The organism is Leptolyngbya sp. CALU 1928 (assembly GCF_056784215.1).
Map to the genome: position 1 here is coordinate 216,804 of NZ_JBXBCE010000002.1, position 26,239 is coordinate 243,042.

The window sequence follows — 26,239 nt, forward strand, 5'->3', positions numbered from 1 at the left end:
AGCAGTAGGAGTTTGGAGAACTGTGGCTAAGAAAGATGGAGCGCAAGTAGAACAACCCGCATCAACTGGCTTTAAAGTCAGCGTTTTTCTCCAAGAAACAAGGGAAGAATTCGACAAGGTTGTTTGGCCCAGTCGGCAGCAACTTATCAGCGAATCACTAGCTGTCATTCTCATGGTAGTTCTCTCCACGACCATGATTTATTTCGTAGATAACTTCTTTGGTTGGGCAGCAAGGGAGGTGTTTAAATGACTTTTACATCCGACGAATCCCAACGTACTACTGGGGTCAGCGAACGTGAAGCTGAGGAAAGCGAAAATTCTTCAACTTCTTTATCCCCTGAATCATCTCGCTGGTATGCCGTTCAGGTTGCGTCAGGCTGTGAGAAAAGAGTTAAAGCCAATTTAGAGCAGCGTATTCAAACTTTGGACGTTGTAGAAAAAATCCTACAAGTTGAAATCCCTCAAACTCCTGCCGTTAGAATTCGTAAGGATGGTAGCCGTCAAAATACTGAAGAGAAAGTTTTTCCTGGATATGTGTTGATTCGGGTCACACGGTTCTGGAATAACGATCTTCAACAGTGGGAAATGGACGATGAAGCGTGGCTGGTTGTAAAAAACACCCCCAATGTCATTAATTTTGTGGGGGCAGAACAAAGACGACCGGGTCGAGGAAGAGGGCATGTAAAACCAATGCCGCTCAGTCCTCCTGAGGTTGAGCGCATCTTTAAGCAAGCTCAGGAACAAGAGCCAGTCGTTAAAATAGATATGTCACCGGGTGATAAGATTTTAGTTCTTTCAGGTCCTTTTAAGGATTTTGAAGGTGAAGTGATTGAGGTGAGTCCAGAGCGCAGCAAGCTAAAAGCGTTGCTATCTATTTTTGGGCGCGACACCCCAGTGGAATTAGAGTTTAATCAGGTTCAAAAGCAGAGTTAACTAATGGCAAAAAAGGTCGTTGCAATGATTAAGTTGGCGCTTCCAGCAGGAAAAGCCAACCCCGCACCTCCAGTTGGTCCTGCTCTTGGGCAGCATGGGGTGAATATTATGATGTTTTGCAAGGAATATAACGCTAAAACGGCTGATCAGCCGGGCATGATTATTCCTGTTGAAATTTCGGTGTTTGAAGATCGCAGTTTTACGTTTATTCTCAAAACTCCTCCTGCTTCTACTTTGATCAAGAAAGCGGCAGGTGTTGAGACGGGTTCGGGTGAACCCAATCGTAAGAAAGTTGGCTCGATCACGCGATCGCAGCTACAAGAAATAGCCAAAACCAAAATGCCAGACCTCAATGCAAACGACATTGAAGCAGCAATGCGGATCGTGGAAGGGACTGCCCGTAACATGGGCGTTACTGTTCAAGACTAGTTCACATTAGTGGGGGAGAGAAATTCTCGTTATCACCCCAGGAGATAAAAATGGGTAAGATTTCAAAACGGTTACGAGATTTGCAGGCGAAAGTTGAGGATCGCCCTTATGCGCCTCTAGAAGCTGTGCAATTGCTTAAAGAAACAGCCACAGCAAAATTTCCTGAATCGGTAGAAGCACATATTCGCTTAGGAATTGATCCAAAGTATGCCGATCAGCAGCTTCGGACTACCGTGGCGCTTCCTAAAGGCACGGGGCAAACGATTCGTGTTGCGGTGATTGCCCGTGGTGAAAAAGTGAATGAGGCGACTGTGGCAGGTGCGGATCTTGCCGGTTCTGAGGAACTGATTGAAGACATCCAGAAAGGCATGATGGATTTCGATCTATTAATTGCTACTCCTGACATGATGCCAAAGGTTGCGAAGCTCGGCAAACTGTTAGGTCCTCGTGGCTTGATGCCTTCTCCTAAAGGGGGGACTGTTACCTTTGATCTGGCTCAAGCGATCGCAGAATTCAAAGCAGGGAAGCTAGAATTCCGTGCGGATAGAACTGGAATTGTGCATGTCTTGTTTGGCAAAGCAGGATTTTCGGAGGAAGATTTGCTGACGAACCTAAAGGCTCTTCAAGAAACTATTGATCGAAATCGTCCTTCTGGCGCAAAGGGGCGCTATTGGCGTACAATGTACCTCTGTTCGACAATGGGACCTTCTATCGAAGTTGATATTAGTGCATTGCGTGATCTAAAGCTTGGAGAAGCAGCCTAATCAGCATTATCTACAACTGAATCGTGCGAAACCAGAGACAGCAGGTGTTATCACTTAATCTCCTGCCGAGGCGTTAGTTATCTTCCACTACTTGTGTTGCTAAACATAAGGTATGTGAATGCTCTAAAAACCCCGGCTTCCTAGTCGGGGTTTTTTAGTCAACAACACGCCTAACGTGGTTAGGTTAAACAAATTTAATTTTCATACACCCGCTAAAAGGAGGTGAGAACGAATGGGTAGAACACTAGAGAATAAGAAGGAAATTGTTGCGGAGCTTCAGGAAACGCTAGATCAATCTCAGCTTGCAGTGGTTATTGACTTTAAGGGTTTGTCAGTCGCCGAAATTACTGACTTACGTCAACGGTTGTTGCCAACAGGTGCAACGTGCAAGGTGGCAAAAAATACATTGATGCGAATCGCGATCGCGGGTAATCCTACTTGGGAGCCTATGACGCAGTTTCTCAAAGATTCTTCTGCGCTTCTTTTTATTAAAGAGGATGTTGGTGGTGCTTTAAAGGCATACCAAGATTTCCAGAAAGCCTCGAAGAAAACCGAGTTGCGCGGTGGAGTGATGGAAGGTCGCGCGTTGTCGCAGGCAGATGTCAAGGCGATCGCTGACCTACCGTCGAAAGAACAGCTTATTGCTCAAATTGCTGGCGCTATCAATGGCGTGGCAACCCAGTTGGCAGTTGGCATCAACCAAGTTCCGTCTGGTTTGGCTCGTGCGATTCAAGCCGTTGCCGACAAAGACCAAGAAGCAGCCTAAGCAAAGGGTTGAATGAGGTCAATCCATCATCCAACGTTCTTGCTGATTCATACATTATCAATAATCAAACTCAAGGAGATTACAATGTCCGCAGTTACCGACGAAATTTTAGAGAAATTGAAAACCCTCAGCTTGCTAGAAGCCTCTGAACTCGTTAAACAGATCGAGGAAGCTTTTGGAGTGAGTGCAGCGGCTCCGGCTGGTGGCATGATGATGATGTCTGCTCCTGGTGCGGCGGCAGCGGCTGAGGAAGTAGAAGAGAAAACTGAATTTGATGTCGTTTTGGAAGAAGTTCCGGCTGATAAGAAGATTGCTATTCTGAAAGTTGTCAGAACCTTGACAGGTCTGGGTTTGAAGGAAGCAAAAGATCTTGTAGAAGCTGCGCCTAAAGCCGTTAAAGAAGCGATCGCAAAAGAAGCGGCTGAAGATGCTAAAAAACAGCTTGAAGAAGCTGGCGGCAAGGTTGCGATTAAGTAACACTGAGCTAGTTTCAAATAGCAAAGGGGGATGTTTCTTGATAACATCTCCCTTTTTTTAGCAATAAATTTCGGAGTTAAAGTGAAATGACTAGAATCGATAGCTCATTACATTCACAACCATGCCAGTTTTAGGTAAATCTGAGGGTCGGATTGCGATCGAAGTTCCTGGACGGCGAATAGGAGTACCGCTCATCAGAGTTAAGAAATTATCGACTGGTAAAATATCGCAAGCCTCTTTAGAATTAGCAGCGGCTTGAGTCCGGTAGTGCGTGGGAACGATTACTTTTGGATTGAGAACTGCGATCGCTTGCTTCGCTTCTTCCGGTGTATAGGCTTTCGGACCATTCCCTACTGGAATAAACAAGATATCTGGGGTGCCCATCAAAATCTTTTGTTCTGGAGTAATGGGGGCTGCGGCACCACCCAAATGAAGCAGTTCAATCCCTGATTGTTTCCACTTCCAAACTACGTTTATGCCGAAACGTTTACCCTCTTGGCGATCGTGCGCCGTGCGAATCCCCTGGATTTTAATGCCATCCACTTGATAAACACCCGGCTCATAAAGCAACCGAGGATTACCCGGCACGATTTCTACGGCTCCTTCATCGAGTAGCTGGCTGCTGATCAATACGAGATCGGTATTCACTTTGGGAAGCCGATACCCAGTTGTACACCCCAACGTGCGAAAGGGATTAACCAGAATTCGCTTCCCCCCCCCAACAAACAAAAAACACGTATGTCCCAACCATTGAATAGACAAAGGACTTGAAGTTTGAGCTTGAGAACCCTCAAAGCGAGAGGTTAGCCCTAGCCCACAGGCTGTCAATAGGCTTGTTCCTGCGTAACGAATTAACTTGCGCCGTTTCATAATCTCCTCACTAAACCACACATAATTTAGAAAATTCAAACAAAAGTAGTCACCTTTGCCTTATCAAAAGTCAATTTGCTGCAAGCCACATTCATTTCAACAAGATGTTAGTAGACATTAAAAAGTTTCGCAGAATTTGCTTGCCAGATACAGTTAACACACTTTCTGGGTGAAACTGCACACCTTGAATATGAGGATATTGTCGATGGCGTACCCCCATAATAGTGCCATCATCTACCCACGCTGTGATTTCTAGAACTTCTGGAAACTCTTGCCGTTCAATCACCAAGCTATGATACCGAGTGGCAATCAATGGATTCTCTAATCCCTCAAAGACCCCCATTCCCTTATGGTGAACTTGTGACGTTTTACCATGCATCAGAACTGGGGCTGAGACAATTTTTCCACCATAGACCTGCCCAATGCTTTGATGCCCCAAGCAAACTCCTAAAATGGGATACTCTGTTCCTAGTTCTTGAATGAGTTGTAGAGAAATGCCAGCGTCTTCAGGACGACCCGGTCCAGGAGAGATCACTATTCCATCTGGTTTCAATTCGCGCACTTGGGAAAGCGTTAGCTGGTCATTGCGATAGACTTGAATTTCTTGCGCCGTTCTAAACTCTGACCCTAATTCGCCTAAATATTGCACCAAGTTATAAGTAAAGCTGTCGTAATTATCAATAACGAGAATCAAATGAATTGACTCCTTTCTAAGACTGTGTAGATTTGAGTGGACAAAAAGTTGTGAAAACTAGTGGAGAAAAGAGAAGGTTTGAGAAATTTGCCAAAGTTTAATGCAAAGTCTTGGCAAAATTAATGAGCCAGCGACTCCGATCGCAGCTAGTGCAGCAATCAAAACTGCTGCCGCTGCACAATCTTTCGCAATTTTAGCTAGCTCGTGGTAGTTCTGTTTTACGGTGAGGTCAACTACAGACTCGATCGCGGTGTTCAACAACTCCATTGCCAAAACTGCACCAATCGTTAAGCCTACTACCGACATTTCCACGGCGGAGAGGTGTAAAAAAGCACCCATACCCACAGCTAAACCGCCCAAAATAACATGGATGCGAAAGTTACGCTGAGTGTGAAAGGCGTAGCTAATACCTGCCCAAGCATACTTAAAGCTAATCAGCAAAGTAGGAGCTATCCGCCATGCCAATTCTCTAGTTATCTTTGTCGGAGTTGCCACCTTGCCTGAACCGTCAGGATCTGGAGTTTGGAGTTCAGAGGTCATAGGCTGCAACAAACGTGAAACGACTACTTTTTAGACCGAAGAATCTGAGATAGTTTATCTGAAATTGATGGCTGAATACAGCACTCATAAGGAAAATTATCGTTTTTGAGCAATCATAGTATTTCCTGAGTGCTTGATTACGGCTTTTTCTAAGGATTCTGACTGTCGTCACAACTTTAACGGTTTTCTGATAAAAGACCCACCGTGTTCAACAGAAATTGTTGTTTCCTCAACATATGGTTCAAGCTTTCTTCATCTGGATGATCCCAACCGAGGAGATGCAACAAGCCATGAGTGGCTAACCAAGATAGTTCCACGGGGAGGGGATGGTTTTGAGATTGAGCTTGTCGCTGAGCCGTTTCCACTGAAATAATGATGTCCCCCAAGTAAAGAGGCTGAGAATCATACACTTCGTCAAGGTGGGGCGAACTGTCTTCTAAAGCGGCAAATGCTAAGACATCGGTGGCTTTATCTTGGTGACGGTATTGGGCGTTGAGGGTTTGAATGTCGCGATCGCCCGTCAACCTCAAACTCAGTTCATAGGCTTGAATCGGAGATAGCTCTGGTTGCATCGCCTCCAGCCATTGCTGGAACCACTCATTCCACACCGCTTCAGTAATGGGAGCAGAATAGATAATCTGTTCTAAGGAGTTGTCTAAACCAAGCTTTTCTTGGCTATCTTGTGCTTCGGAAAAACAGTCTTGAACACAAACTTCTACAGTAATTCCCATTTTCAGCGCGTTAGATAGGCAAGACCAATTAATGCACCTAATAAGCCAAACATGGTGAGAAAAAAGTGCTTCAGGGAAGTTCCTTTCTTACGAACCATGTTCCGCATTGCCAACTTGACGTAGCTTGGTTTCGGCTCGGCAACCGTTGATAATTCCGCAGATTCAGGGATTTCAGGGATTTCAGGGATTGTTTGAGGAGTTTCCATTAAATAGGTCTTGATTTAGTTCTACATCTCTTCGTTTAGGATAGATCGTTTTAATCAGGGCTGGACTATTTCCAAGGAAACCCTCAAGAACTAGCCATATGAGTTTCTTGGCGCAAGTATGCTTGGATAAATGCATCTAGATCGCCGTTCATCACATCCGCGATCGCGGTGGTTTCTTCCCCCGTTCGCAAATCTTTGACCATTTGATAGGGGTGAAATACATAGCTGCGAATCTGGTTTCCCCAGGATGCTTCCACAATATCGCCGCGAATATCGGCAATCTCCTTGGCTTTTTGCTCTTGGGCAATGATCAGGAGTTTGGCTTTTAGAATGACCAATGCTTTCTCTTTGTTTTGTAGTTGCGATCGCTCTTCTGTACATCGCACTGCTATACCAGTTGGCAAGTGAGTAATGCGGACGGCTGTTTCCACTTTATTGACGTTTTGTCCGCCTTTGCCCCCAGCGCGAGTGGTCGTAATCTCCAAATCTTTATCAGGAATGTCGAGTTGGACGGTGTTATCCAATAACGGCATCACTTCAACCCCAGCAAAACTAGTTTGCCGCTTGTCATTGGCATTAAATGGAGAAATTCTGACTAAGCGATGAGTGCCTTTTTCTGCCTTCAAATAGCCATAGGCATAGCGTCCTTCAATTTCTAGCGTTGCTGATTTGATCCCGGCTTCCTCCCCTTCCGACATTTCCGACAGGTGAACGGTATATCGTCGGGCTTCTGCCCATCGGGTATACATTCGCAGCAGCATCTCTGCCCAATCTTGAGCGTCTGTGCCACCGGCTCCGGCATTAATCGTTAGCACGACTCCTTTTTGGTCATACAGACCTGACAAAAGCTGCTCTAATTCCCATTGATCCAGCGCTTTGCCCAATTGAGTCACGTTGGCGGTTGCTTCTTCCAGCAAAGCCTCATCCTGTTCCACTGCCAGCAATTCCAGCACGGCTTGGGCATCGTCTAAGCTAGCTTGCCACTGCTCCAGTTGTTCCAAACTAGATTTTAGGTCATTCAGTTCTTGCAAGATTTTTTGGGCGATCGCTTGGTCATCCCAAAAGCCAGGTTGGGCAGCGACTTGCTCCAAATCTTGAATTTTGGCGGTTAGGGCAGCAACGTCAAAGATAGTCCTGAGCTTTGCCCAGGCGATCGCTTAACACTCCAATCTCACGCTTAATTTCCAGCACTTCCATGGCTATTTAACTCTTTTTGTAGTCCTTACCAGTATGCACCCGCTTCGTTTAAGTATAGGTATCTTTACATTCAGCAATTTAACCTAGTTTTCAAAATACGCCTAGAAAGAAAAAAGCCACGGCTTGGTAGCCATAGCTTTGTAAATGTTAGAAGAAGCGCGATCGCGAAAAATTAACGACGGGACGACATAGACATGACAATCTGCAACACATACCAAAATAGCAGCGCAACGGAGGCAAATAGCTCTAGGGAAGCCGCTACATATTGATCCGTTGAATAGTTATGCAGCACTTTCGAGGTGTCGTACAAAATTGCCGCCGAGGCAAACACCACCATAATGAACGAGAAAAACAGACCTAAGGTAAAGCCAAAAATTGCGCTGCAAATGATTACGCCTAGGGCAATAAAACCACCGATCGCGAGAATACTGCCTAGAAACGAAAAATCTTTTCGGCTAATAAAAACCACCGCCGTCAAACCCGCAAACATCGTGAGTGTCAAGATTGCCGCTGTTGGAATGACGTTGGGATCGGAGAAAACCACTGCGATATAGAGCAGAGGCGTAAACAGAATTGCCTGAACAACCACAAAAATCCCTAACCCGGCATATTGAGCGCCGATAGAATCAGCTTTGGCGGCTAAGCTCCTAGAAAGCCATCCTAAGAGCATAAACACTCCCAAAACAGCAATCCAGCTAAATCGGCTGCCCGTCATTAGCTTGGTTAAAACCTCTGCAATTCCTGACTGAAACAAAAAATAAGAGACCAGGACAAATGCAAGCACTGCTCCTGCCAAATGGATATATGTTTTTTGGATGAACTTGGCGCGTTCAGTTGGGCGGGCTTGAGCAGCAGTAACCATAAAATTTCTCCTTAAATTGGGCTGTAAACCTTTCCCTGCAATCCTAGCAAAAACATATTTGAAAAGCGCTTTAATGCTGACAATTCAACCTTCTAAGGCTGATTTTGATGACATTCAAATTCGACCTTTGTTGGACTCTGGCAGGACTAAAAAGGCAGATTCTCAACCAAAAATCGATTGTATTCTTCTGACCGTGTTTGCGTATTTATGCCGAATCTTCAACAGGGCACCTAGCGACAGTCCCGTAGATCGACGATGGTCTACACCCCTCAGTCTAAAGAGAATGAGCTTAACTCTGATGTGAAAGGTGACCTGCAATGATAGCTACTCAACCCTGCGTTCGTTCCCACGGAATGGAATTGTTAGTTTCCTACTACCACAATCCCTCAGTTAGGCTCCGTAATCGACTAGTTCAAATGAATGCGGGTTTGGTGAGAAAAATTGCTCATCGGGTTAGCCATCAATGCGCCGAGCCTTACGAAGATTTGGAGCAAATCGGTTATTTGGGTCTGATTCGGGCAATTGAGCGGTTTAACCCAAATCAGGGATGTGCCTTTAGCTCGTTTGCGGTTCCCTACATTCGCGGTGAGATGCTGCATTTTCTGCGCGATCGCAGTTCTACTGTTAAGATTCCCCGTCGTTGGCAACAACTCAACAAAGCAGGACAAAAAGTTCGTGAGGAACTATCGGAAGCCTTTGGTCGCCAACCCACAGATGACGAGATTGCCGCTGAACTTGGAGTGTCTGTTTACGAGTGGCGCGAAAGCAGACTGGCAACACGAAATCGCTTGCCTTTGAGCTTAGATGCCACTATTAGCCAGCAAATTGACTCTCCAATGACGTTGGGCGATACCTTACCCGATTCTCACTACCAAAACTTGCAAATCTTGGAGGAAGATCGGCAGCAAATTCAACGGGCGCTGAACCAATTAGAAGAAAAAACTCGCCAAGCAGTTGAGTTTGTTTTTATCAAAGATTTGTCTCGGAAAGAAGTGGCAGAAAAGATTGGCGTAAGCCCCATGACGGTGACCCGTCGCCTTCATCGCGGCATCCAACAAATGATGGCATGTCTACATCCTCAAGTTTTGCAAACTGATCCTTAATTGGGATAGAGTTCTGCTTTCCGTTCTATATAAACCTTTCACTTTACCTAGTGTCTTTGGCTGACTCATTCTTGAGTCAGCCTTCTTTTTGGCGATTTTTTGATAGGTATTTTTGGATTCTTTTTTAGCTGCTGACTATCATTCCTCCCAGCAAAATAGAGCCGATCCAGACGTTTTGTTGGAAAAGTTGCCCATAGGTGGCAGGGGGAATTGTTTTTTGACAAAGGCGATAGTATTGCCAGATCCATAGTCCTGTCGCGATCGCCAAGGCTAGCCAGTAAAACCCAGTCAAAGCCATACTATTGCCGAGAGCCGCTAACAAAATAACAGTGCCTACATAAAATATTCCGACTGCATGGGAGACATACTTGCCGAAAAATAGGGCGCTGGAGTTGACCCCTAAACGGCGATCATCTTCGCGATCGGACATGGCATACACCGTATCAAATCCCAATGTCCACAGCACTGTTGCACCCCATAAAAACCAAGTAGGAGTGCCTAAGCAGGCTGTTGCCGCCGGAGTGGAACCACAGCTTACCGCGCTCCAGCTAATCAGGACGGCAAACCCCCAGGCGATCGCCAGCACCAGTTGAGGGATTGGGAAAACCCGTTTTGCTAGGGGATACAGCACAATAATTGGCACGGCGGCAACACAGAGCCAAAACGTTAAAGGGTTGAGGTAAAGAGACAAGATCCAGGCGCAGATAAAAGACGCGATCGCCACTCCCACGCCAACCCAGATTGATAATGCACGAGACGCTAGGGGTCGATTGCGCGTCCGCTTAACTTTGGGATCAATATTTCGATCCCAAAGGTCATTCACGACACAGCCAGCGGCACTGGTTGCCAGTGTCCCCAACACAATCACACCGACTAACAAGGGCGGCGGCGTTCCTCGTGCGGCTAGAAACACAGCCCACAGCGCCGGAATCATTAAAATTAAACGTCCAGCAGGTTTATCCCAGCGAAGCAGCCGCAGAATGCTAAGCCAAAGGGGTTGAGCAGAGTCGGGCGAAGACATCAGAATTAGAACCTAGGGTGAAATGATTGTATCGATGCCCTGTCTACTTTAGTAGAAACTCGCTGTTGAGCATCATCCACATGACGGCTTGCCTGCTCCCAAATTTCCCAGGCAGTTAGTTTGAGTGAAACTTTAGGTACGCCTGAAGCCTGATAAATTTTGACCTTGTACTTTTGTTGCAAGGTGTCGCCGTCAATCAAGGTTAAAGGAATCAGCAGATTGTAAAAGTCTTGATTGTTCAGCCAAGAGACGTTGGCTTGCTTGTGCTTCAGGTAAGAATCCCAAATATTCAAGACAACGTCGTGGTCTGCGATCGCCGCTGCCAGCGATTGATAGACCGGATGCCGAATAGCTTCAGGTTCCTGCTTAAACCGAGCCAATGCGTCTTTCAGGGCTTGAACGCTCTGGCGATACTTGGAATAGCCCAGTCCTAAAGGCTGCTCAGTTTTTCCAAGCTCCGCCTGAGCTTGAAGCGAGGCAAGAGTCTGAGTCGATTGGGTAAATTGCCGTACCATTTCCTGGGCGGCTCGTTCGGTTTGGAGTCGTTGAGCGATCGCTGAAAAGTTAGTGCGATAGGTGACTAATTTTGACCGGGAAGCTTCAGTCACAGAGGTGTTGGGTGGCACAGCCGCCAATAGTGCGATCGCGGTCGCCCATTTTTCACTAGCACGCTGCCAAACCGTGAGAGAGTGAGGCGGATTTTGAACTGTGACTGCTGCCTGCCATGCCAAAGTTTGAGCCTGAGCAATCTGCTCTTGTGCGGTTTGTTCAGTCAGCAATTGTTGGCTAATCGCCCTGTAGTTTTTTCGGTAAACGGCTAATTTGGAAGTTGCCTGAGCCGCTAGAGGAGTTTTGTCAGAAATGCTTTCTAGTAAGCGGATTGCCTGTCGCCATTTAACTCTCGCAGATTGCCAAGCCTCCGCCGAATGAGGAGGCTGCTGCACGATGACTGCGGCATCCCAAGCAAGCTTCTCCGCCGACCGGAACTTTTCTGCTGGAGTAAGAGTCTCTGCGGAAACAGCGCGATCGGACGCTCCATTGTCTGCCGATGCCATGATGGAAGACTGGCTGAAGGAACATCCTGCCAACCCTAGGTAAATAAACAGTAAGATCTTCAGACGTAGGAGCTTCATGGTTAGAATCACTAATCTAAAGTCAGCGTAGAGGAAATTTGCATTTTTCAGGTAAAGATGAGATGAAGAGCAAGGCAACTTCATCCATAGTTTTCAAAACTCACCTTTATTTAGGCATTGCGTTTATGATAACGACCCATCATCAAAAGCTCTACGAAGGCAAAGCAAAAATCCTTTATTCAACGGAGGTTGCGAATGTATTGCTATCCGTTTTTAAGGACGATGCGACTGCTTTTAATGCCCAAAAACGCGGCACTATTCCCGGCAAAGGCAGCATGAATTGCGCCATTTCGAGCCATTTATTTCGACAGTTAGAAGCATCTGGAATCCCGACTCATTTCATCGAGCAGGTGAGTGAAACTGAGATGCAGGTGAAAGCGGTCACTATTATTCCGCTAGAGGTAGTCGTCCGCAATCTGGCGGCGGGCAGCCTGTGTAAACAAACGGGGCTAGAGCTAGGCACTTTGATTTCGCCCCCTTTAGTCGAGTTTTACTACAAAAATGATGAGTTGGGTGATCCTTTGCTCACCCGCGATCGCCTTTTCTTAATGAAACTCGCTACTGCGGAACAAGTTGATCAGTTGACAGCAATGGCACTTAAAATTAACGATATTTTGACTAAGTTCTTTCAAGACTGCGGCATCACCTTGGTGGATTTCAAGTTGGAATTTGGACTGGATCAGAATCAGCAGTTGATTTTGGCAGATGAAATTAGTCCTGATACTTGTCGTTTGTGGAATCAGGCAGAAACCGACTCCTCGCGGCGCATTATGGACAAAGATAGATTCCGCAATGATTTAGGCGAAATTGAGTCTGCTTATCAACTCGTTATGCAGCGAGTATTGGCACATTCAGCCTAGAAAATCAAACTTAGCGAGTATGTTAAGTATTGGTACGCACTGATGCGGTAAAATTTGACGGTTTACTTTTTACAGTTTTTCCATTGCTGTTCAATTAAACGTGTTTTCTATATCCTGCTTTAATTAGGATTTGGTGTGTGGTTGTGCAATATAGCGTGAACAAGATGCGGTTATCTCCCTTATTGGTAGCTTTCCTGGCGGCTTCTGCAACCGTTGGACTATCCCACTCTGTCAAAGCGCAAGCTGCCCCTCAAGCTACTCCAGATCAGCCTGCTGTCACAGAGGAGATCGCGACAGATCTATCGTTGCGATCGGTAACGCAGCCAGAAAATTTAGACAGTGATTTGAGTGAGCCGATTGATAGTGAAATTGTTGTTACTCCCGATTCGCCCTCGCTTTCTCCAGTAGATTTGCTGACTACGCCGCCTCTGGTTGCCCAAAATGCAGATCAAGAGTCTCCTGATCGAATTCGGGTTAATCCGCTTTCGCCCGCTGCACCTCAACAAACTGCACCAACCTTTCAACTGCCGACCTCGCCTAGCGCTCCGATCGCGCCAGAAGCCACTCCTGTTGATCCTGTCATTCCCACCGATCCTGCTGTCCCTACCGCTCCTTCCCCTTCTGCCCCTGCTGGTTCCACCGAAGCTGAGCCTAGGGTGCTGGTTGGCGAAGTGTTGATCAAGGGAGCCGACCAAACCTTGCAAGACGAGGTGTATGGAGTCATTAAAACTCAGCCCGGACGCACCACAACGCGATCGCAGCTTCAAGAAGACATTAATGCCATCTTTGCGACTGGCTATTTCTCAAATGTAAAAGCGGTGCCTGAAGATACGCCTTTGGGAGTGCGGGTGACGTTTGAAGTACAGGTCAACCCGGTGCTGCAATCCGTCAAGGTTGACGGCAATCGAGTTTTGCCAGAGGCGATTCTAACCGAGGCTTTCAGCGAACAATACGGTCAAGTGTTGAACCTGAATCGCCTGCAAGACGGCATCAAAAAGGTCAACGAATGGTATCAAAAGAACGGGTATGTTCTGGCGCAGGTTTTAGATTCTCCAGCGGTCACCCCGGAAGGCATTGTCACTTTGCAAGTGGCTGAGGGTGAAGTCGAAGGAATTAGAGTTCGTTTCATTAACAAAGACGGGGATGATAAAGATGCCAAGGGCAACCCGATTCGAGGACGCACTCGCGACTTTATTGTTACCCGCGAATTTCAAACCAAGCCGGGAGACATTTTTAATCGGGCAATTGTTGAACAAGATTTACAGCGCACTTTTGGGTTAGGGATTTTTGAAGATGTGCGGCTATCGCTACAGCCGAGCGAGACTGACCCCCGCAAAGTGGTGGTCGTTGCCAATGTGGCGGAGAAGAATGCTGGATCAATTTTTGCCAGCGCCGGGATTAGCTCTGCCAGCGGTTTGTTTGGGTCGGTGGGATATCAACAGCAAAACTTGGGTGGCAACAACCAAAAACTCTCGGCTGAAGTGCAGATTGGACAACGGGAACTCCTGTTTGACTTAAGTTTTACCGATCCCTGGATTGGGGGCGATCCATACCGTACGTCTTACACCCTCAACCTTTTCCGGCGACGCACGATCTCGCTAATTTTTGATGGCGGCGATCCAGAAGTGAACTTACCCAATGGTGAAACTCCCCGGATTTTGCGATCGGGCGGATTTATTAGCTTTACGCGCCCTCTGAGTCGCAATGTGTTTCAACGAGCGGAGTGGACTGCATCGTTAGGGTTGCAATATCAGCGGGTCTCGATTCGCGATCGCGATGGCGACTTAAGCCCACTGGATGAGCTTGGAAACAATTTGAGCTTTAGCGGTACTGGACGGGATGATTTATTAGCGCTGCAATTTGGAATTGTTCAAGACCGTCGTAATGATCTGACTAGACCTACTAAAGGCTCATTTTTAAGGCTAGGAACGGAGCAATCCATTCCCATTGGGTCGGGCAATATCTTGTTTAATCGCCTTCGCGGAAATTACAGTTTTTATATTCCAGTGCAGCTACTTCGCATTTCTAAAGGCTGTCGGATTGTGAATCCAAGACCAAACGATTGTCCACAAACCTTTGCCTTTAACATTCAAGGAGGCAACTACATTGGCGATCTGCCTCCCTATGAAGCGTTTCCGTTGGGCGGTGCAAACTCAGTCCGAGGCTATGACGAGGGAGATCTCGCTGCCGTGCGATCGTTTGTTCAAGGAACGATTGAATATCGCTTTCCAATTATTTCTATCTTTTCAGGTGCCCTTTTTGTAGACGGAGCTTATGGCTTTGGTTCCCAAGGGCTAGTTCCAGGCAATCCAGGGGGGATTCGGGGCAAACCTGGTAGTGGGTATGGCTATGGCGCGGGTGTTCGGGTTCAATCTCCCCTGGGTCCAATTCGAGTAGACTTTGGTATTAACGACGAAGGCGATACTCGGATTAACTTCGGTATTGGGGAGCGATTCTAATGGAGGCAGAAGTCCAAAGTCACGCAAATCAAGTGTTGGCATCCTCGACTTTGGTTCAGCACACCTTGGGGAGTGAGTTTATTCAGTCGGGGATAGGGCTACACACGGGTTTGTTAGCCCAAGTTCGTGTGTTGCCAGCACCCTCAGGCTCAGGACGGCGGTTTATCCGAGTTGATCTACCCAATGCTCCTGAAATTCCTGCCCACATTGATGCGGTGGGTCAAACCATGCTGTCCACTGAGATTGGTGTGGGTGAGGCAACGGTTCGCACGGTGGAGCATCTGTTGGCGGCGTTGGTGGGCATGGGGGTAGACAATGCTCGAATTGAAATTGATGGGGCAGAGGCTCCATTGCTGGATGGCTCAGCGCAAGGGTGGACGGAGGCGATCGCCCAAGCTGGGGTTATTGCTCAAACCGCACCTCGCTCAGTCTGGTCGTTGCAGTCTCCCGTTTGGATTCAGGAAGGCGATGCTTTTGTGGCAGCGCTTCCGGCGGCTGAACTGCGATTTACCTATGGGATTGATTTTGACCTGGCGGCGATCGGGAATCAGTGGCATAGCTGGTCGCCCAATGCGGCTCATTTTACGGTTAACTCATCCTTTGCCGCTGAAATTGCCCCGGCTCGCACCTTTGGCTTAGCCCATCAAATTGAGTATCTGCGTGCCAATGGATTGATTAAAGGGGGCAGTTTAGAGAATGCTTTGGTCTGTAGTACTGAAGGATGGATCAATCCACCATTGAGATTTACAAATGAGCCTGCCCGTCACAAACTTTTAGATTTGATCGGAGATTTGAGTCTATCGGAATTTCCGATCGCCCACTTTATGGCATACAAAGCCAGCCATTCTTTGCATACCCAACTGGCGCGATCGCTGAATACCCTCCGAATCAAGCTGCCTGTAACGCCACAATCATGATAAGGTCGGGAACTAAGACATCTCCAGCATTCCACGTCTCTACGTCGCACGCTTATTAAACTTCGCCCATGTCAACTCTTACTGATGTTAATACTGCTGATACAGCCCCCACCCATCGGCAGGCTCCTACTCAAGCTGAAACAGGCGCTTTAATGGATGCCGTGGCATCTGGCAAAGCTGTCTTATCGCTTGAAGAGATCCAAAAACTCTTGCCTCATCGCTATCCATTTGCATTAGTTGATCGCATCATTGATTATGTCCCTGGAAAGTACGCTGTAGGGATTAAAAATGTCACCTTCAACGAACCCCATTTTCAAGGGCATTTTCCCGGTCGTCCAATTATGCCCGGTGTCCTGATTGTGGAAGCAATGGCGCAGGTTGGCGGGATCGTGCTAACCCAAATGGCAGACCTTCAAGGCGGTTTATTTATGTTTGCAGGCATCGATGGCGTTCGGTTTCGTCGCCCCGTTGTTCCCGGTGATCAACTGATCATGACGGTGGAACTGATCAGCGTCAAACGCCGTCGGTTTGGCAAAATGAGAGGGCGGGCTGAAGTCGATGGGCAACTTGCCGCCGAAGGGGAATTCATGTTTTCGCTGGTAGACTAGAGCGACTTGAGCTTCGAGTTTTCTAACTCTTGATCTAAAGGCTCATCATTAACCACTTATTACTTTTATGGTAACTCTGATTCATCCAACCGCAGTTATTCACCCCGGAGCCGAGCTACACCCTACTGTGACGGTGGAACCCTACGCCGTAATTGGTGCCAAGGTGAAAGTGGGAGCCGAGACCGTAATCGGTTCCCATGTGGTGTTGGATGGATGGACAGAAATTGGAGAGCGGAACCAAATTTTTCCAGGAGCCGCGATCGGTCTAGCATCTCAAGACAAGAAATATGACGGCACCGAAAGCTTGGTTAAGATTGGCAACGATAATCGCATTCGAGAATATGTCACGATTAACTGTGCCACCTATGCGGATGAGATCACCCTCATTGGGAACGGCAATTTGCTGATGGCGTATACCCACGTTGCCCATAATTGTGTGATTGAAAATGATGTGATCATCACTAATGCAGTGTCTTTGGGGGGTGATGTGCATATTGAATCGCAAGCGCGAATTGGTGGAATGAGTGGAGTTCATCAAGGCGTGCGGATTGGGCGACTGGCTATGGTTGGGGGGATGAGTCGGATCACGCGCGATGTTCCTCCTTATATGTTGGCGGAAGGAAATGCTGCACGGGTGAGATCACTCAATTTGGTGGGTCTTAAACGAGCAGGGCTGATGGACATAGAGGACGGGAAAGTCTTCCAATCCTTAAAGCAAGCATTTCGGATACTCTATCGCTCTGATTTGACCCTCAGCGATGCGATCGAAAAATTAGAAACTTTACTAGATAATGATCTTCTTCAACATCTGCATCACTTTCTGAAGCTATCCAAACAAGAAGGACGGCGCGGTGCTACTCCAGGCGCGAAATCTGATGAAACTGAAGAATAGACGCTAAGCAATGCCCACTGCAACGGGCGATCGCCCCTGCCCTTACTGGTTACTCCCTATCTCATGAGCAACACTGCACGCATTTTTATCAGTACGGGTGAAATTTCCGGTGATATGCAAGGCGCACTTTTAATAGAAGCGTTGCAGCGGCACGCTCAAGCAAGTGGATTGCAGCTAGAAATTTTGGCGTTGGGTGGCGATCGCATGGCGGCAGCCGGAGCAAACCTGCTAGGACATACCAGCGAGATCGGCTCGATTGGCATTATTGAATCTCTGCAGTTTGTCTTGCCCGTGCTAAAAGTGCAGCGTCAGGTTAAACACTATTTCAAACAGCATCCCCCCGATCTGATCGTTCTAATCGACTATATGGGACCCAATCTTGCCTTCTGTGACTATTTATCAACCCATTCTCCTCAAATTCCTGTGGTGTATTACATCGCGCCGCAAGAATGGGTGTGGGGAGACGACTGGTTTTGGGGCGTTAAGTTTTTTAGATCCGATTTGATTGTACGGGCAACTCGGCGAGTGCTGGCAATTTTTCCAGAGGAAGCGCGCTATTTTGAAAAAAAGGGGGCACAGGTCAGTTGGGTGGGGCATCCCCTGATTGATCGCCTGCAAACGGCACCCGATCGCGAAACCGCTCGTGCCGCACTAGGGATTCCCCCCGACCAAATTGCGGTAGTGCTGTTACCCGCTTCTCGCCAGCAGGAAATTCACTACTTATTGCCCGTCATTTGCCAAGCGGCTCAAGCCCTGCAAAGCAAGCTACCCCAAATTCATTTTTGGATTCCCTTAGCTCTAGAAAAATATCGCCCTGCGATCGAGCAGGCGATTCAAACCTACGGACTCCGGGCAACGGTGCTAGAGGATTCATCCCACCAAGCTCAACCTACTGATCCGCGCAGTGATGCGTCTACTACGTTGAGGGCGATCGCAGCGGCAGATTTAGCCATCACAAAATCAGGCACCGTTAACTTAGAAATTGCACTATTAAACGTGCCACAGGTCGTTTTATACAAAGTGAACTCAGTCACTGCCTGGATCTTAAACCGAGTACTCCAGTTTGCAGTGCCCTTTGTGTCTCCTCCAAATCTAGTGCTGATGAGACAGATAGTGCCGGAGTTTTTGCAAGAACAGGCTACCGCAGAAAATCTGCTTCAAGAGTCCCTCGACTTGCTGCTAAACCCTCAGCGGCGGAAAATCATGCTGGAAAACTATCAAACCATGGCTGAAGCATTGGGTAAACCGGGAGCCTGCGATCGCGCGGCGCAGGAGATTTTAGAGTTATTGCCTGCTAAGTCCAATTAGAAAATAACTAGACTTAGACTGACGCTGATCCCTAGCAAAAAACTATTGAAATTGATTGTAGATTCGGTTGAAGTACCGGTACTGATGCCGCCATACAAGCTAATTTGTGTGTTTTGAAAGGCGCTATAGCTAATTCTACTCAGCACTTGATGATATAAATCAGTTCGAGGCTGCGTCGTGAAGTTAGCGGATGCAAATTGATAATCTAACCCAAGTTGAAGGCGGGGATTGAGACTGTAGTTTAAGGAAAGTGCCATCACATTAATAATCCGAGAGCGATCGCTCGGTTCAGCAAAACTAATGCGAAACTGATAAAACGAATTAAGCGATAGATTTTTGGCAAGTCGATCTTGGCGGCTTAGCTCAAAGCGAATGGAATGATCATTCAAAAAACGAGTTCCGGCTGGCAGTCCAAAAATCTGATCATTTGAGATAAAAAATTGTTGATTTGTCCAGCCAATTTCTGCTGACATGGAGGGTGATAAGCGCTGAAAAATGCCAGCCTTCAACTTTAATTCACTGTAATTAAATTGGGTTAAGTTGAAATACTGATTTAGCGCTCCTTCTGCTGAAAAATTGAGGTAAGTGCTAGATCCTAAAGCTGGCAAAATCAGCAAAGAGACAGCGGGCCTGATTAAACTATCCTCCACAGGGTTTAATCCAGCCAAAATATTACTGCTTCTGAAAACATCTAGCCGTGGCAGTAGATACATGACGGGTGTAGGTACGGCAGTGCTTACGGGGCTTTGTAACCGCAAACAGCCTAATTCTGGATCGCACCCGATGGGAATCGGCGGCACAAATGGGCTACTGGGATTGGATGGATTGCCAGGAACAACAAGACGATCAGGCGATTCTTGCAGTCGTAGATTTCCTAAGTCAGGATCGATCGCCAAAATCGGTTGAATTGCGGTGCTAGTTTGAGGCGCTTCAGGAGGGCGATCGCTCTCCAATTCGAGTAAAGGCACTTCAATATCAGTAGGGTCTAAGGCTTTGAGCTTACTAGCAGCAAAAATGACTGGAGACGCTTTGGAAGATAGTCTTAGACTGGCTGCGCTGCGAGAATTCCTAGCTAACTCAAAAGCAGCTTTTGTAGTAGGTTGCATAGGGAGAGTCGTTTTCTCCAGATCTATCCTCATCGGCTGCAACTTGGCAAGAAGCTCAAAAGAACTTGAAGATAAGGACGGCTTATCATCTTGCCAACTAGGCTGCATGAGAGTGGGCTGCATGAGAGTTAGAGAAGTGGATGCGTGTTGAGTTGCAGCCGTATCACTTGGCAGGGAGTTTCTCAGTGGGGCACCGTTCGCAGGATAGACTCCTAACCCTAATAAGCTAATTAGCCAGAGGAGAAGCCGTTGCCCTTGTTTGAAGCGCGACAGGGAGATCTGGAAGGCAAGGGGCTTCAGACTGAGACAAAATAACAAATTAGAAACCGTGAAACTACTGAGATGATTCACCAAGCAATTATTTGTGTACAGAGAAGATTACTATCAATTGGGTGCCTGTTTTTCTATTCATAAGAGCATAGAGATATTAGTTCAGAAAACGTGATGCGATCGCATCACTCAAAAGTAGTATTCATAGGGATTTGATTGATTTCCGCAAATTCTGATTGAGGAATCTTTCTTTTTTGAATATGAAGATTTCATCAAGTTTATACCCATCAAACTTCTCAGAAAATTTACGTAGCTATTATGGGTGTACCTTTATGAGTATTGCCTAATTTTATAATTAGGTTAAAGTTTGTATGAAACAGCCTAAAACGCTTGGAGGTTTATGCATAAGCAACTTCTCACTACCTTTGCAGTAGCTTTTTGCAGTTCTGGGATTCTGTCATTTCCCCTGACAGCCAATGCTCAGACCTTTTTAACCCGTGCAACAGTTCGGGATTTACGGAACCAGGTTGAGCTTTTTCTCAAGGAACAACCGAAGTCGCGCCCTGCCAAAAAAGCAGACAATATGACTCCAGGCGATTCACTACAGACTTATCGTAAAGCAATGGCAGAGCTTCGCTTTAACGATAATTCTCTTGCAAGAATTGGGGAACAAGCTATTTTTCGCTTCATTCCAAATACTCGCAACCTGAGTTTGCAGAAGGGAACCGTGCTGCTTTTGATTCCACCGGGTCGAGGAAGAACCCAGGTGAAAACCCCTAATGCAGTGGCTGGAATCCGGGGTTCTGCTTTGTTTGTTCGCTATATTGAAGATACGGGAGTGACTATCGTTGGCGCTTTAACGGATAGTGCGATCGAAATTTCTAATGCGGATGGTTCCCAAACTTATGTTTTGAAAGCTGGACAATTAGGAACGGTATATCAAAACCAAATAGGCATTTACGATTTTGATTTAAAAGCGTTTTATGACACTAGCCCGTTAGTGAAAGATATCGATATGCAGGGCTTAGAAGCTGTTGGGCAAGAAATGGCAGCACCTCGAAAAGCTCAAGTATTTGCCAACAATAAGCCAGAAAGCGTTTTGAATACTCCACCTTGGGCTTTGTCGGCTGAAAACCGTCCTGGTAGTTCCCTGCCGGTCGCCACTTCTGGAACTGCGCCCCTGTCGATTATTGCAGGCTATGATCCGAATAAAACCGCCTACGAATGGTCTGCCGTACTAGCTACTTTAAAACAGTATAGTGACCCGAATCAGCAATTCCAAATGCCTGCCGGAGTTTCATCCCCACCGCAACAACCTACCCTACCGGCTGTGCCTGTGCAGCCTATCAATTCAGGAATACCTACTCAACCTAGCGCTCCAGCGATCGTCCCCTCTCGCCCAAGCCCTGCTCCCGTAACACCGCCGCCCCAAGTTGTGATTCCTCCAGTTACCCCGCCCAACAGCGCACCTGCTACTCCACCTAACGCACCGACTCCGATAACGCCGCCTGTAGCTGTAGGAACACCCCCTACGCCGCCCATGTTTGCCCCTGCTCCTTCTGCTCCGCCCGCACCACCCCCTGCTGCACTTCCGCCTATCACTCCGCCTGCTTCAGCAATTTCTCCACCTGTTGTTACGCCTCTGCCAACACCCGTTATTAGTATCCCTACTGCCACCGCCCCAGCGATTCCGGCGATTCCGGCAGTTCCAGCGATTCCTGGGGGGGCTGGGGTTCCTGCAACTCCTGCGGTTCCTGCAACTCCTGCGGTTCCGGCGGCAAATGTTGTTACAGCGCCACAGGTTACTCCTAATTTGGATCTGCCGTCCGTGCAGCCTGGTTTGGGAACCCTACCGGATCCGTCCCCTGCACGTCCAGATCCCTAGCTGTTGCCTGCTTTTTGCTAGGAGTGCGTCACCTACGATAAACCACGTTCAAGAGTCGCTCTCGCTAGAAAGATATTATGCATAGATTGGCAGCCACTCCGGGCGGTTGGACTCCTGACACAGATGGCGTGATCTTTGTGGATCAAACTCCTGCGCCGATTGTGTTGATTACCGCAGCGGATACCGACATTAGCGCGATCGCCCAAGCGATGCCCTATCTCCCCGCCAACTTTCCGGCTCTGCGGGTCGTCAATTTACTACAACTTCAGCAGCAATTGTCGATCGACACCTACGCCGAAACCGTTTTAGAACACGCACAAGTGATTGTGCTGCGGCTATTGGGCGGTCGTTCTTACTGGTCTTATGGCTTGGAAGTAGTGCGTGAAACGGTCGAACGGACTAGAGCCATGCTGATTGTGCTGCCGGGAGATAACCAACCTGATCCAACGCTGATTAGCCATTCCACTTTAGCGATCGCCCAAGTGAACCAATGCTGGCGCTACTTTTTGGAGGGCGGCGTAGAGAACATGGTCAATGCTTTGTGCTGGCTGGCACATCACGGCGTATCCCATGATTATGATTATCAACCGCCACAACCTGTACCATCTGCCGGGATCTATCCCTTCCTAATTCCACCTGCGATTCAGAATTCACCTCAAGTTGGGATCGTGTTCTACCGGGCGCATTATTTAGCGGGTAATCTGGCTCCAATCGATGCGCTGTGTCAAGCATTGAGCGATCGCGATATATGCCCTGTGCCTATCTTTGTCTCGTCGCTGCGAGATCCTGATGTTCAAGCAGAGTTACTGCACTACTTCCGTCCCAAAGATGAAGCTGGCATTCAAGTGTTGCTGAATACCACCAGTTTTTCTCTGGCGCAACTGGGAGAACGAGAGCGGGGCGGTGAAACGACTTCTGATTTTCCAGAATTGTGGCAACGGTTAGATGTTTCTGTGCTGCAAGTGATTCTGAGTGGAGGCGGGCTGGCGCAGTGGCAACAGGAATGGCGCGGCTTGTCTCCCCGTGATGTGGCGATGAATGTGGCATTGCCAGAAGTAGATGGACGGATTATTAGCCGTGCGGTTTCATTTAAGGCAGTGCAGGGCTGGAATGCCGCATTAGAAACGGAGGTGCTGAACTATCAGCCTGTGGACGATCGCGTTCAGTTTGTGGCAGACTTAGCGGCAAATTGGGTGAAACTGCGGCAGACCAAGGTGGGTGATCGCAAAGTGTCGCTGATTTTAGCCAACTATCCTAGCCGCAACGGTCGCCTTGCCAATGGGGTGGGGCTGGATACGCCAGCAAGCTGTGTGGCAATTCTCAACGCACTGCAACAGGCTGGATATCACGTTGAAAACATTCCAAAAAATGATGATGAATTGATTCGACGACTCACCGCAGGCATCACGAATGATCCCGAAACGAAAGGAATGAATCCGGTTAAACAAACACTTTCGATCTCATCGTATCGAGCTTGGTTTGACACCCTCCCGGAAACCGTAAAAACTCAGGTTCAACAACGCTGGGGAGATGCCCAAGACTCATTTGCGATCGCAGGAATTCAACTGGGTAATATCTTCGTAGGCATTCAACCTTCACGCGGATATGACACCGATCCAGCACTCAACTATCATGCGCCAGATTTAGAACCGACCCACGACTATCTGGCGTTTTATCACTGGCTGCGATCAGACTTTGGCACCCATGCGATCGTCCATGTGGGGAAGCATGGCAACTTAGAATGGCTGCCTGGTAAAAGCGTTGCCCTATCTGAAGATTGCTATCCCGAAGTTGCTTTTGGTGCGATTCCCCATCTCTATCCGTTTATCGTCAATGATCCGGGGGAAGGTTCCCAAGCAAAACGGCGATCGCAAGCGGTGATCATCGACCACCTGACCCCGCCCATGACTCGCGCCGAACTCTACGGCGGTTTGCAGCAGCTTGAAGGCTTGATTGATGAATACTACGAAGCTCAAACCCTCGATCCATCTCGGTTAGCGGTGATCCGTGATCGCATGACCGCCCTGATTCAGCAAGAGAATCTCAGTCAGGAAGTTCAATCTATGGCAGGCGATATAGATCTTGATCAATTTACCCCCGCTGCCCTGACCGAACTGATCACCAACGCCGATCGTTATTTGTGTGAACTCAAAGAATCCCAAATTCGCGACGGCTTACACATTTTTGGACAATGCCCCGCCGGACGACAACTGCGCGATCTGATTGTCTCTATCGCTCGCCATCCATCACCCGGACGGTTAGGCTTGACCCGCGCGATCGCTCAAGCCTGGAACCTCGACTTCGACCCATTGACCGCCGATCCAGCAATCCCCTATTCCTTCACCTCTCCATCCCGTACTATCGGTGATGTTATCGACATCATTGAAAACTACGCCGCCGAACAGGTTGAGCAATTGCTAAATGGAAAGTGTGATACATCAGATCAAGACGAGATAGCAACAGAGTTGAACTGGATTCGCGATCGCCTCCTGCCCGATCTGCAACACACCGACCAGGAAATGTCCTACCTATTGCATGGATTAGCGGGCGGCTATGTGCCAGCGGCTCCCTCTGGTGCGCCCACGCGGGGTCGCCCTGATGTGTTGCCGACGGGACGCAATTTCTATTCAGTCGATATTCGCGCCGTGCCGACTGAGAGTGCCTGGGATGTGGGTCGAAAGGCGGCTGAAGTTTTAGTCGAAGCCTATACCCAGGAACACGGTGAGTATCCCAAAACCCTAGCCCTCTCGATTTGGGGCACTTCCACCATGCGAACCGGGGGCGATGATTTGGCGGAGGCGTTGGCGCTGCTGGGCCTACAGCCCGTTTGGGAAGGTGCCTCGCGGCGGGTGATTGATTTTGAGATAGTGCCGCTGTCGATATTGGGTCGTCCACGGGTGGATGTGACGCTACGAATTTCAGGTTTTTTCCGAGATGCCTTTCCCAACCTAATTGATTTATTTGATCAAGCGGTGGCGGCGGTGGCGGCATTGGATGAAGCCGCTGATCAAAATCCCTTGGCAGCACAGGTGCAGCAAGAAACCCAAGAGTGGCAGCAGGCAGGCTTAACGGCTGAAGACGCAGAGCAGCGATCGCGATATCGAGTCTTTGGCTCTAAACCGGGTGCCTATGGCGCTGGATTGCAGGGATTAATCGAATCGCAAAACTGGGAAACTACAGAGGATCTTGCCCGTGCCTACCTCAACTGGAGCAGCTATGCCTATAGCGCTCAGGGCGTTGGCTACTCGGCACCGGAAGCCTTTGAACGTCGCCTGACCAATCTGCAAATTGTGCTGCAAAACCAGGATAACCGCGAACATGATCTGCTCGATTCCGATGATTATTACCAGTTTCAGGGCGGCTTAACCGCAGCAGTGAGATCGCTCCAAGGACAAAACCCAACGGTGTATTTTGGCGATCATTCCCTGGCAGAAAACCCGAAGGTGCGATCGCTGCAACAGGAGATTGCGCGGGTCTATCGATCGCGCGTCGTCAACCCCAAATGGATCGCTGGGGCAATGCGACATGGCTACAAGGGAGCCTTTGAAATGGCGGCAACGATTGATTATCTGTTTGCCTACGATGCTACGGCTGAATGCGTTGCAGACTATATGTATGAAGGAGTCGCCAATGCCTATGTGCTTGATCCACAGGTGCAAGCATTTGTGCAGCAGAAAAACCCGTGGGCACTACGGGATATGGCAGAACGACTGTTGGAGGCACATCAACGAGGCATGTGGGAAACTGTGGATCAGGCGATGCTGGATCAGTTGCGATCGCTCTCTCTAGAAGCCGAAGCCGACATTGAAGGACGAATGGGGACTATGGGTGAATAGTAGAACAACCCATGACTGTGAGTAGACTGAGCAGAGTGAATCAGCGATCGACCGTCTAAAACTCATCTCTGCCTCTTATTTGAATCTTACCTTCAAATCGCTGGTGCCAGATGAGGGTACTCAGCACGGTCACTGTCAGAGTGATACCGCCTCCAACCCAAGCCAGCATGGGATTATACCCGCTACGACCCAAGGTTTTTAGCCAGGTATGGGTGAGATCAGAGGAAACGAGGCGATCGGCTATCCAGGGAAAAAGATACATTAATGCTCCCCCAACGAGCAGCCAGCCTACCATAGAGGCGAGGAGAAAAATGGTTTTGGCTGTGGATTGGCTACCCATAAGCGAGCGCGGTAAATAACTCCGTTGAGCGT

General features: G+C 48.1%; 26 protein-coding genes and 1 other annotated feature. Of the genes, 15 read left to right on the forward strand and 11 right to left on the reverse strand.

The genetic code is table 11. The features are described from left to right. The first annotated feature begins 22 nt into the window (after positions 1 to 22). The 6 genes from secE (at position 23) to rplL (ending at position 3,369) form a co-directional block, all read left to right on the forward strand. Positions 23 to 250, forward strand: coding sequence for a preprotein translocase subunit SecE (secE, locus tag AC1S5B_RS16785; RefSeq protein ID WP_482036854.1), 228 nt, complete (start codon positions 23 to 25; stop codon positions 248 to 250). Further along, the gene (gene nusG, locus AC1S5B_RS16790; protein ID WP_482036855.1) at positions 247 to 933 is read left to right on the forward strand and encodes a transcription termination/antitermination protein NusG; all 687 of its coding nucleotides are present in this window, start codon (positions 247 to 249) and stop codon (positions 931 to 933) included. Before secE ends, nusG begins: the two co-directional genes overlap by 4 nt. A 3-nt stretch (positions 934 to 936) precedes the next feature. Continuing rightward, the gene (rplK, locus tag AC1S5B_RS16795; protein ID WP_171575032.1) at positions 937 to 1,362 is read left to right on the forward strand and encodes a 50S ribosomal protein L11; all 426 of its coding nucleotides are present in this window, start codon (positions 937 to 939) and stop codon (positions 1,360 to 1,362) included. Between the two features lie 50 nt (positions 1,363 to 1,412). Beyond that, a complete protein-coding gene (rplA, locus tag AC1S5B_RS16800; RefSeq protein WP_482036856.1) occupies positions 1,413 to 2,126 on the forward strand; it encodes a 50S ribosomal protein L1 in 714 nt (237 codons plus the stop codon). A 13-nt stretch (positions 2,127 to 2,139) separates the two neighbouring features. Then, positions 2,140 to 2,292 (forward strand) — a sequence feature (ribosomal protein L10 leader region). Positions 2,293 to 2,358: 66 nt separating this feature from the next. Continuing rightward, positions 2,359 to 2,892, forward strand: coding sequence for a 50S ribosomal protein L10 (rplJ, locus tag AC1S5B_RS16805; RefSeq protein WP_482036857.1), 534 nt, complete (start codon positions 2,359 to 2,361; stop codon positions 2,890 to 2,892). Between the two features lie 84 nt (positions 2,893 to 2,976). Next, a complete protein-coding gene (gene rplL / locus AC1S5B_RS16810) occupies positions 2,977 to 3,369 on the forward strand; it encodes a 50S ribosomal protein L7/L12 (RefSeq protein WP_482036858.1) in 393 nt (130 codons plus the stop codon). A gap of 90 nt (positions 3,370 to 3,459) precedes the next feature. Here rplL and AC1S5B_RS16815 read toward each other — a convergent pair whose 3' ends face one another. The 7 genes from AC1S5B_RS16815 to AC1S5B_RS16845 form a co-directional block, all read right to left on the reverse strand. Further along, the gene (locus AC1S5B_RS16815; RefSeq protein ID WP_482036859.1) at positions 3,460 to 4,239 is read right to left on the reverse strand and encodes an MBL fold metallo-hydrolase; all 780 of its coding nucleotides are present in this window, start codon (positions 4,237 to 4,239) and stop codon (positions 3,460 to 3,462) included. 91 nt (positions 4,240 to 4,330) lie between these two features. Then, positions 4,331 to 4,933, reverse strand: a complete 603-nt coding sequence (locus AC1S5B_RS16820) for an anthranilate synthase component II (protein ID WP_482036860.1) — start codon at positions 4,931 to 4,933, stop codon at positions 4,331 to 4,333. A 57-nt stretch (positions 4,934 to 4,990) separates the two neighbouring features. After that, positions 4,991 to 5,473 carry a diacylglycerol kinase family protein gene (locus AC1S5B_RS16825; protein ID WP_482036861.1) on the reverse strand — a complete coding sequence of 161 codons (483 nt, stop codon included), beginning with the start codon at positions 5,471 to 5,473 and terminating at the stop codon, positions 4,991 to 4,993. Positions 5,474 to 5,649: 176 nt separating this feature from the next. After that, complete coding sequence (gene ybeY, locus AC1S5B_RS16830; RefSeq protein ID WP_482036862.1) at positions 5,650 to 6,204, reverse strand: rRNA maturation RNase YbeY; 555 nt, start codon at positions 6,202 to 6,204, stop codon at positions 5,650 to 5,652. 2 nt (positions 6,205 to 6,206) lie between these two features. Further along, positions 6,207 to 6,410 (reverse strand): DUF3285 domain-containing protein, encoded by a 204-nt coding sequence (locus tag AC1S5B_RS16835; protein ID WP_482036863.1) that lies wholly within the window; start codon positions 6,408 to 6,410, stop codon positions 6,207 to 6,209. A gap of 83 nt (positions 6,411 to 6,493) precedes the next feature. Continuing rightward, positions 6,494 to 7,607, reverse strand: a protein-coding gene (prfB, locus tag AC1S5B_RS16840; RefSeq protein ID WP_482036864.1) for a peptide chain release factor 2 whose coding sequence is annotated in 2 segments (ribosomal slippage) — positions 6,494 to 7,534 and positions 7,536 to 7,607 — 1,113 coding nt in all. Because the reading frame shifts where the segments join, the coding sequence is not laid out codon by codon here. A gap of 172 nt (positions 7,608 to 7,779) precedes the next feature. Continuing rightward, positions 7,780 to 8,469: a Bax inhibitor-1/YccA family protein gene (locus AC1S5B_RS16845; protein WP_482036865.1), complete on the reverse strand. Its 690-nt coding sequence runs from the start codon at positions 8,467 to 8,469 to the stop codon at positions 7,780 to 7,782. Between the two features lie 317 nt (positions 8,470 to 8,786). On the opposite strand from AC1S5B_RS16845, the gene AC1S5B_RS16850 reads away from it, so the two are divergent. Next, on the forward strand, positions 8,787 to 9,572 hold the full coding sequence (locus AC1S5B_RS16850; RefSeq protein ID WP_482036866.1) for an RNA polymerase sigma factor SigF: 786 nt from the start codon (positions 8,787 to 8,789) through the stop codon (positions 9,570 to 9,572). A gap of 124 nt (positions 9,573 to 9,696) precedes the next feature. Here AC1S5B_RS16850 and AC1S5B_RS16855 read toward each other — a convergent pair whose 3' ends face one another. Continuing rightward, the gene (locus AC1S5B_RS16855; RefSeq protein ID WP_482036867.1) at positions 9,697 to 10,593 is read right to left on the reverse strand and encodes a 4-hydroxybenzoate solanesyltransferase; all 897 of its coding nucleotides are present in this window, start codon (positions 10,591 to 10,593) and stop codon (positions 9,697 to 9,699) included. Between the two features lie 5 nt (positions 10,594 to 10,598). Beyond that, the gene (locus AC1S5B_RS16860) at positions 10,599 to 11,726 is read right to left on the reverse strand and encodes a hypothetical protein (protein WP_482036868.1); all 1,128 of its coding nucleotides are present in this window, start codon (positions 11,724 to 11,726) and stop codon (positions 10,599 to 10,601) included. 125 nt (positions 11,727 to 11,851) lie between these two features. On the opposite strand from AC1S5B_RS16860, the gene purC reads away from it, so the two are divergent. The 6 genes from purC to lpxB all read left to right on the forward strand — a co-directional run bounded on the left by purC (position 11,852) and on the right by lpxB (position 18,770). Continuing rightward, the gene (purC, locus tag AC1S5B_RS16865) at positions 11,852 to 12,586 is read left to right on the forward strand and encodes a phosphoribosylaminoimidazolesuccinocarboxamide synthase (protein ID WP_482036869.1); all 735 of its coding nucleotides are present in this window, start codon (positions 11,852 to 11,854) and stop codon (positions 12,584 to 12,586) included. A gap of 137 nt (positions 12,587 to 12,723) precedes the next feature. Beyond that, entirely contained in the window at positions 12,724 to 15,045 is a 2,322-nt protein-coding gene (locus AC1S5B_RS16870) for a BamA/TamA family outer membrane protein (protein ID WP_482036870.1), read from the forward strand. Beyond that, positions 15,045 to 15,962, forward strand: coding sequence for a UDP-3-O-acyl-N-acetylglucosamine deacetylase (gene lpxC / locus AC1S5B_RS16875; RefSeq protein WP_482036871.1), 918 nt, complete (start codon positions 15,045 to 15,047; stop codon positions 15,960 to 15,962). Before AC1S5B_RS16870 ends, lpxC begins: the two co-directional genes overlap by 1 nt. A gap of 68 nt (positions 15,963 to 16,030) precedes the next feature. Then, a complete protein-coding gene (gene fabZ / locus AC1S5B_RS16880; RefSeq protein WP_482036872.1) occupies positions 16,031 to 16,570 on the forward strand; it encodes a 3-hydroxyacyl-ACP dehydratase FabZ in 540 nt (179 codons plus the stop codon). Between the two features lie 67 nt (positions 16,571 to 16,637). Then, entirely contained in the window at positions 16,638 to 17,462 is an 825-nt protein-coding gene (gene lpxA, locus AC1S5B_RS16885; RefSeq protein ID WP_482036873.1) for an acyl-ACP--UDP-N-acetylglucosamine O-acyltransferase, read from the forward strand. A 63-nt stretch (positions 17,463 to 17,525) separates the two neighbouring features. Then, on the forward strand, positions 17,526 to 18,770 hold the full coding sequence (lpxB, locus tag AC1S5B_RS16890; RefSeq protein ID WP_482036874.1) for a lipid-A-disaccharide synthase: 1,245 nt from the start codon (positions 17,526 to 17,528) through the stop codon (positions 18,768 to 18,770). Here the strand turns inward: lpxB and AC1S5B_RS16895 are convergent. Next, positions 18,767 to 20,227, reverse strand: a complete 1,461-nt coding sequence (locus tag AC1S5B_RS16895; RefSeq protein WP_482036875.1) for a hypothetical protein — start codon at positions 20,225 to 20,227, stop codon at positions 18,767 to 18,769. The two genes, lpxB and AC1S5B_RS16895, sit on opposite strands and share 4 nt — an antisense overlap. 319 nt (positions 20,228 to 20,546) lie before the next feature. Between AC1S5B_RS16895 and AC1S5B_RS16900 the strand changes: the two genes are divergently transcribed. Next, entirely contained in the window at positions 20,547 to 22,031 is a 1,485-nt protein-coding gene (locus tag AC1S5B_RS16900) for a FecR family protein (RefSeq protein ID WP_482036876.1), read from the forward strand. A gap of 77 nt (positions 22,032 to 22,108) precedes the next feature. Continuing rightward, entirely contained in the window at positions 22,109 to 25,867 is a 3,759-nt protein-coding gene (cobN, locus tag AC1S5B_RS16905) for a cobaltochelatase subunit CobN (RefSeq protein WP_482036877.1), read from the forward strand. Positions 25,868 to 25,922: 55 nt separating this feature from the next. Here cobN and AC1S5B_RS16910 read toward each other — a convergent pair whose 3' ends face one another. Next, positions 25,923 to 26,207, reverse strand: a complete 285-nt coding sequence (locus AC1S5B_RS16910) for a hypothetical protein (protein ID WP_482036878.1) — start codon at positions 26,205 to 26,207, stop codon at positions 25,923 to 25,925. Positions 26,208 to 26,239: the final 32 nt, after the last annotated feature.

What these genes read in the sequence shown, in the direction of transcription:
- lpxB (WP_482036874.1), top strand. Translation starts at nt 17,526, where the DNA reads ATGAGCAACACTGCACGCATTTTTATCAGTACGGGTGAAATTTCCGGT.
- AC1S5B_RS16845 (WP_482036865.1), bottom strand. Translation starts at nt 8,469, where the DNA reads ATGGTTACTGCTGCTCAAGCCCGCCCAACTGAACGCGCCAAGTTCATC.
- AC1S5B_RS16910 (WP_482036878.1), bottom strand. Translation starts at nt 26,207, where the DNA reads ATGGGTAGCCAATCCACAGCCAAAACCATTTTTCTCCTCGCCTCTATG.
- fabZ (WP_482036872.1), top strand. Translation starts at nt 16,031, where the DNA reads ATGTCAACTCTTACTGATGTTAATACTGCTGATACAGCCCCCACCCAT.
- ybeY (WP_482036862.1), bottom strand. Translation starts at nt 6,204, where the DNA reads ATGGGAATTACTGTAGAAGTTTGTGTTCAAGACTGTTTTTCCGAAGCA.
- nusG (WP_482036855.1), top strand. Translation starts at nt 247, where the DNA reads ATGACTTTTACATCCGACGAATCCCAACGTACTACTGGGGTCAGCGAA.
- AC1S5B_RS16815 (WP_482036859.1), bottom strand. Translation starts at nt 4,239, where the DNA reads ATGAAACGGCGCAAGTTAATTCGTTACGCAGGAACAAGCCTATTGACA.
- rplK (WP_171575032.1), top strand. Translation starts at nt 937, where the DNA reads ATGGCAAAAAAGGTCGTTGCAATGATTAAGTTGGCGCTTCCAGCAGGA.
- rplA (WP_482036856.1), top strand. Translation starts at nt 1,413, where the DNA reads ATGGGTAAGATTTCAAAACGGTTACGAGATTTGCAGGCGAAAGTTGAG.
- AC1S5B_RS16825 (WP_482036861.1), bottom strand. Translation starts at nt 5,473, where the DNA reads ATGACCTCTGAACTCCAAACTCCAGATCCTGACGGTTCAGGCAAGGTG.
- lpxA (WP_482036873.1), top strand. Translation starts at nt 16,638, where the DNA reads ATGGTAACTCTGATTCATCCAACCGCAGTTATTCACCCCGGAGCCGAG.
- rplL (WP_482036858.1), top strand. Translation starts at nt 2,977, where the DNA reads ATGTCCGCAGTTACCGACGAAATTTTAGAGAAATTGAAAACCCTCAGC.
- cobN (WP_482036877.1), top strand. Translation starts at nt 22,109, where the DNA reads ATGCATAGATTGGCAGCCACTCCGGGCGGTTGGACTCCTGACACAGAT.
- AC1S5B_RS16900 (WP_482036876.1), top strand. Translation starts at nt 20,547, where the DNA reads ATGCATAAGCAACTTCTCACTACCTTTGCAGTAGCTTTTTGCAGTTCT.
- AC1S5B_RS16855 (WP_482036867.1), bottom strand. Translation starts at nt 10,593, where the DNA reads ATGTCTTCGCCCGACTCTGCTCAACCCCTTTGGCTTAGCATTCTGCGG.
- AC1S5B_RS16850 (WP_482036866.1), top strand. Translation starts at nt 8,787, where the DNA reads ATGATAGCTACTCAACCCTGCGTTCGTTCCCACGGAATGGAATTGTTA.
- AC1S5B_RS16860 (WP_482036868.1), bottom strand. Translation starts at nt 11,726, where the DNA reads ATGAAGCTCCTACGTCTGAAGATCTTACTGTTTATTTACCTAGGGTTG.
- lpxC (WP_482036871.1), top strand. Translation starts at nt 15,045, where the DNA reads ATGGAGGCAGAAGTCCAAAGTCACGCAAATCAAGTGTTGGCATCCTCG.
- AC1S5B_RS16835 (WP_482036863.1), bottom strand. Translation starts at nt 6,410, where the DNA reads ATGGAAACTCCTCAAACAATCCCTGAAATCCCTGAAATCCCTGAATCT.
- rplJ (WP_482036857.1), top strand. Translation starts at nt 2,359, where the DNA reads ATGGGTAGAACACTAGAGAATAAGAAGGAAATTGTTGCGGAGCTTCAG.
- purC (WP_482036869.1), top strand. Translation starts at nt 11,852, where the DNA reads ATGATAACGACCCATCATCAAAAGCTCTACGAAGGCAAAGCAAAAATC.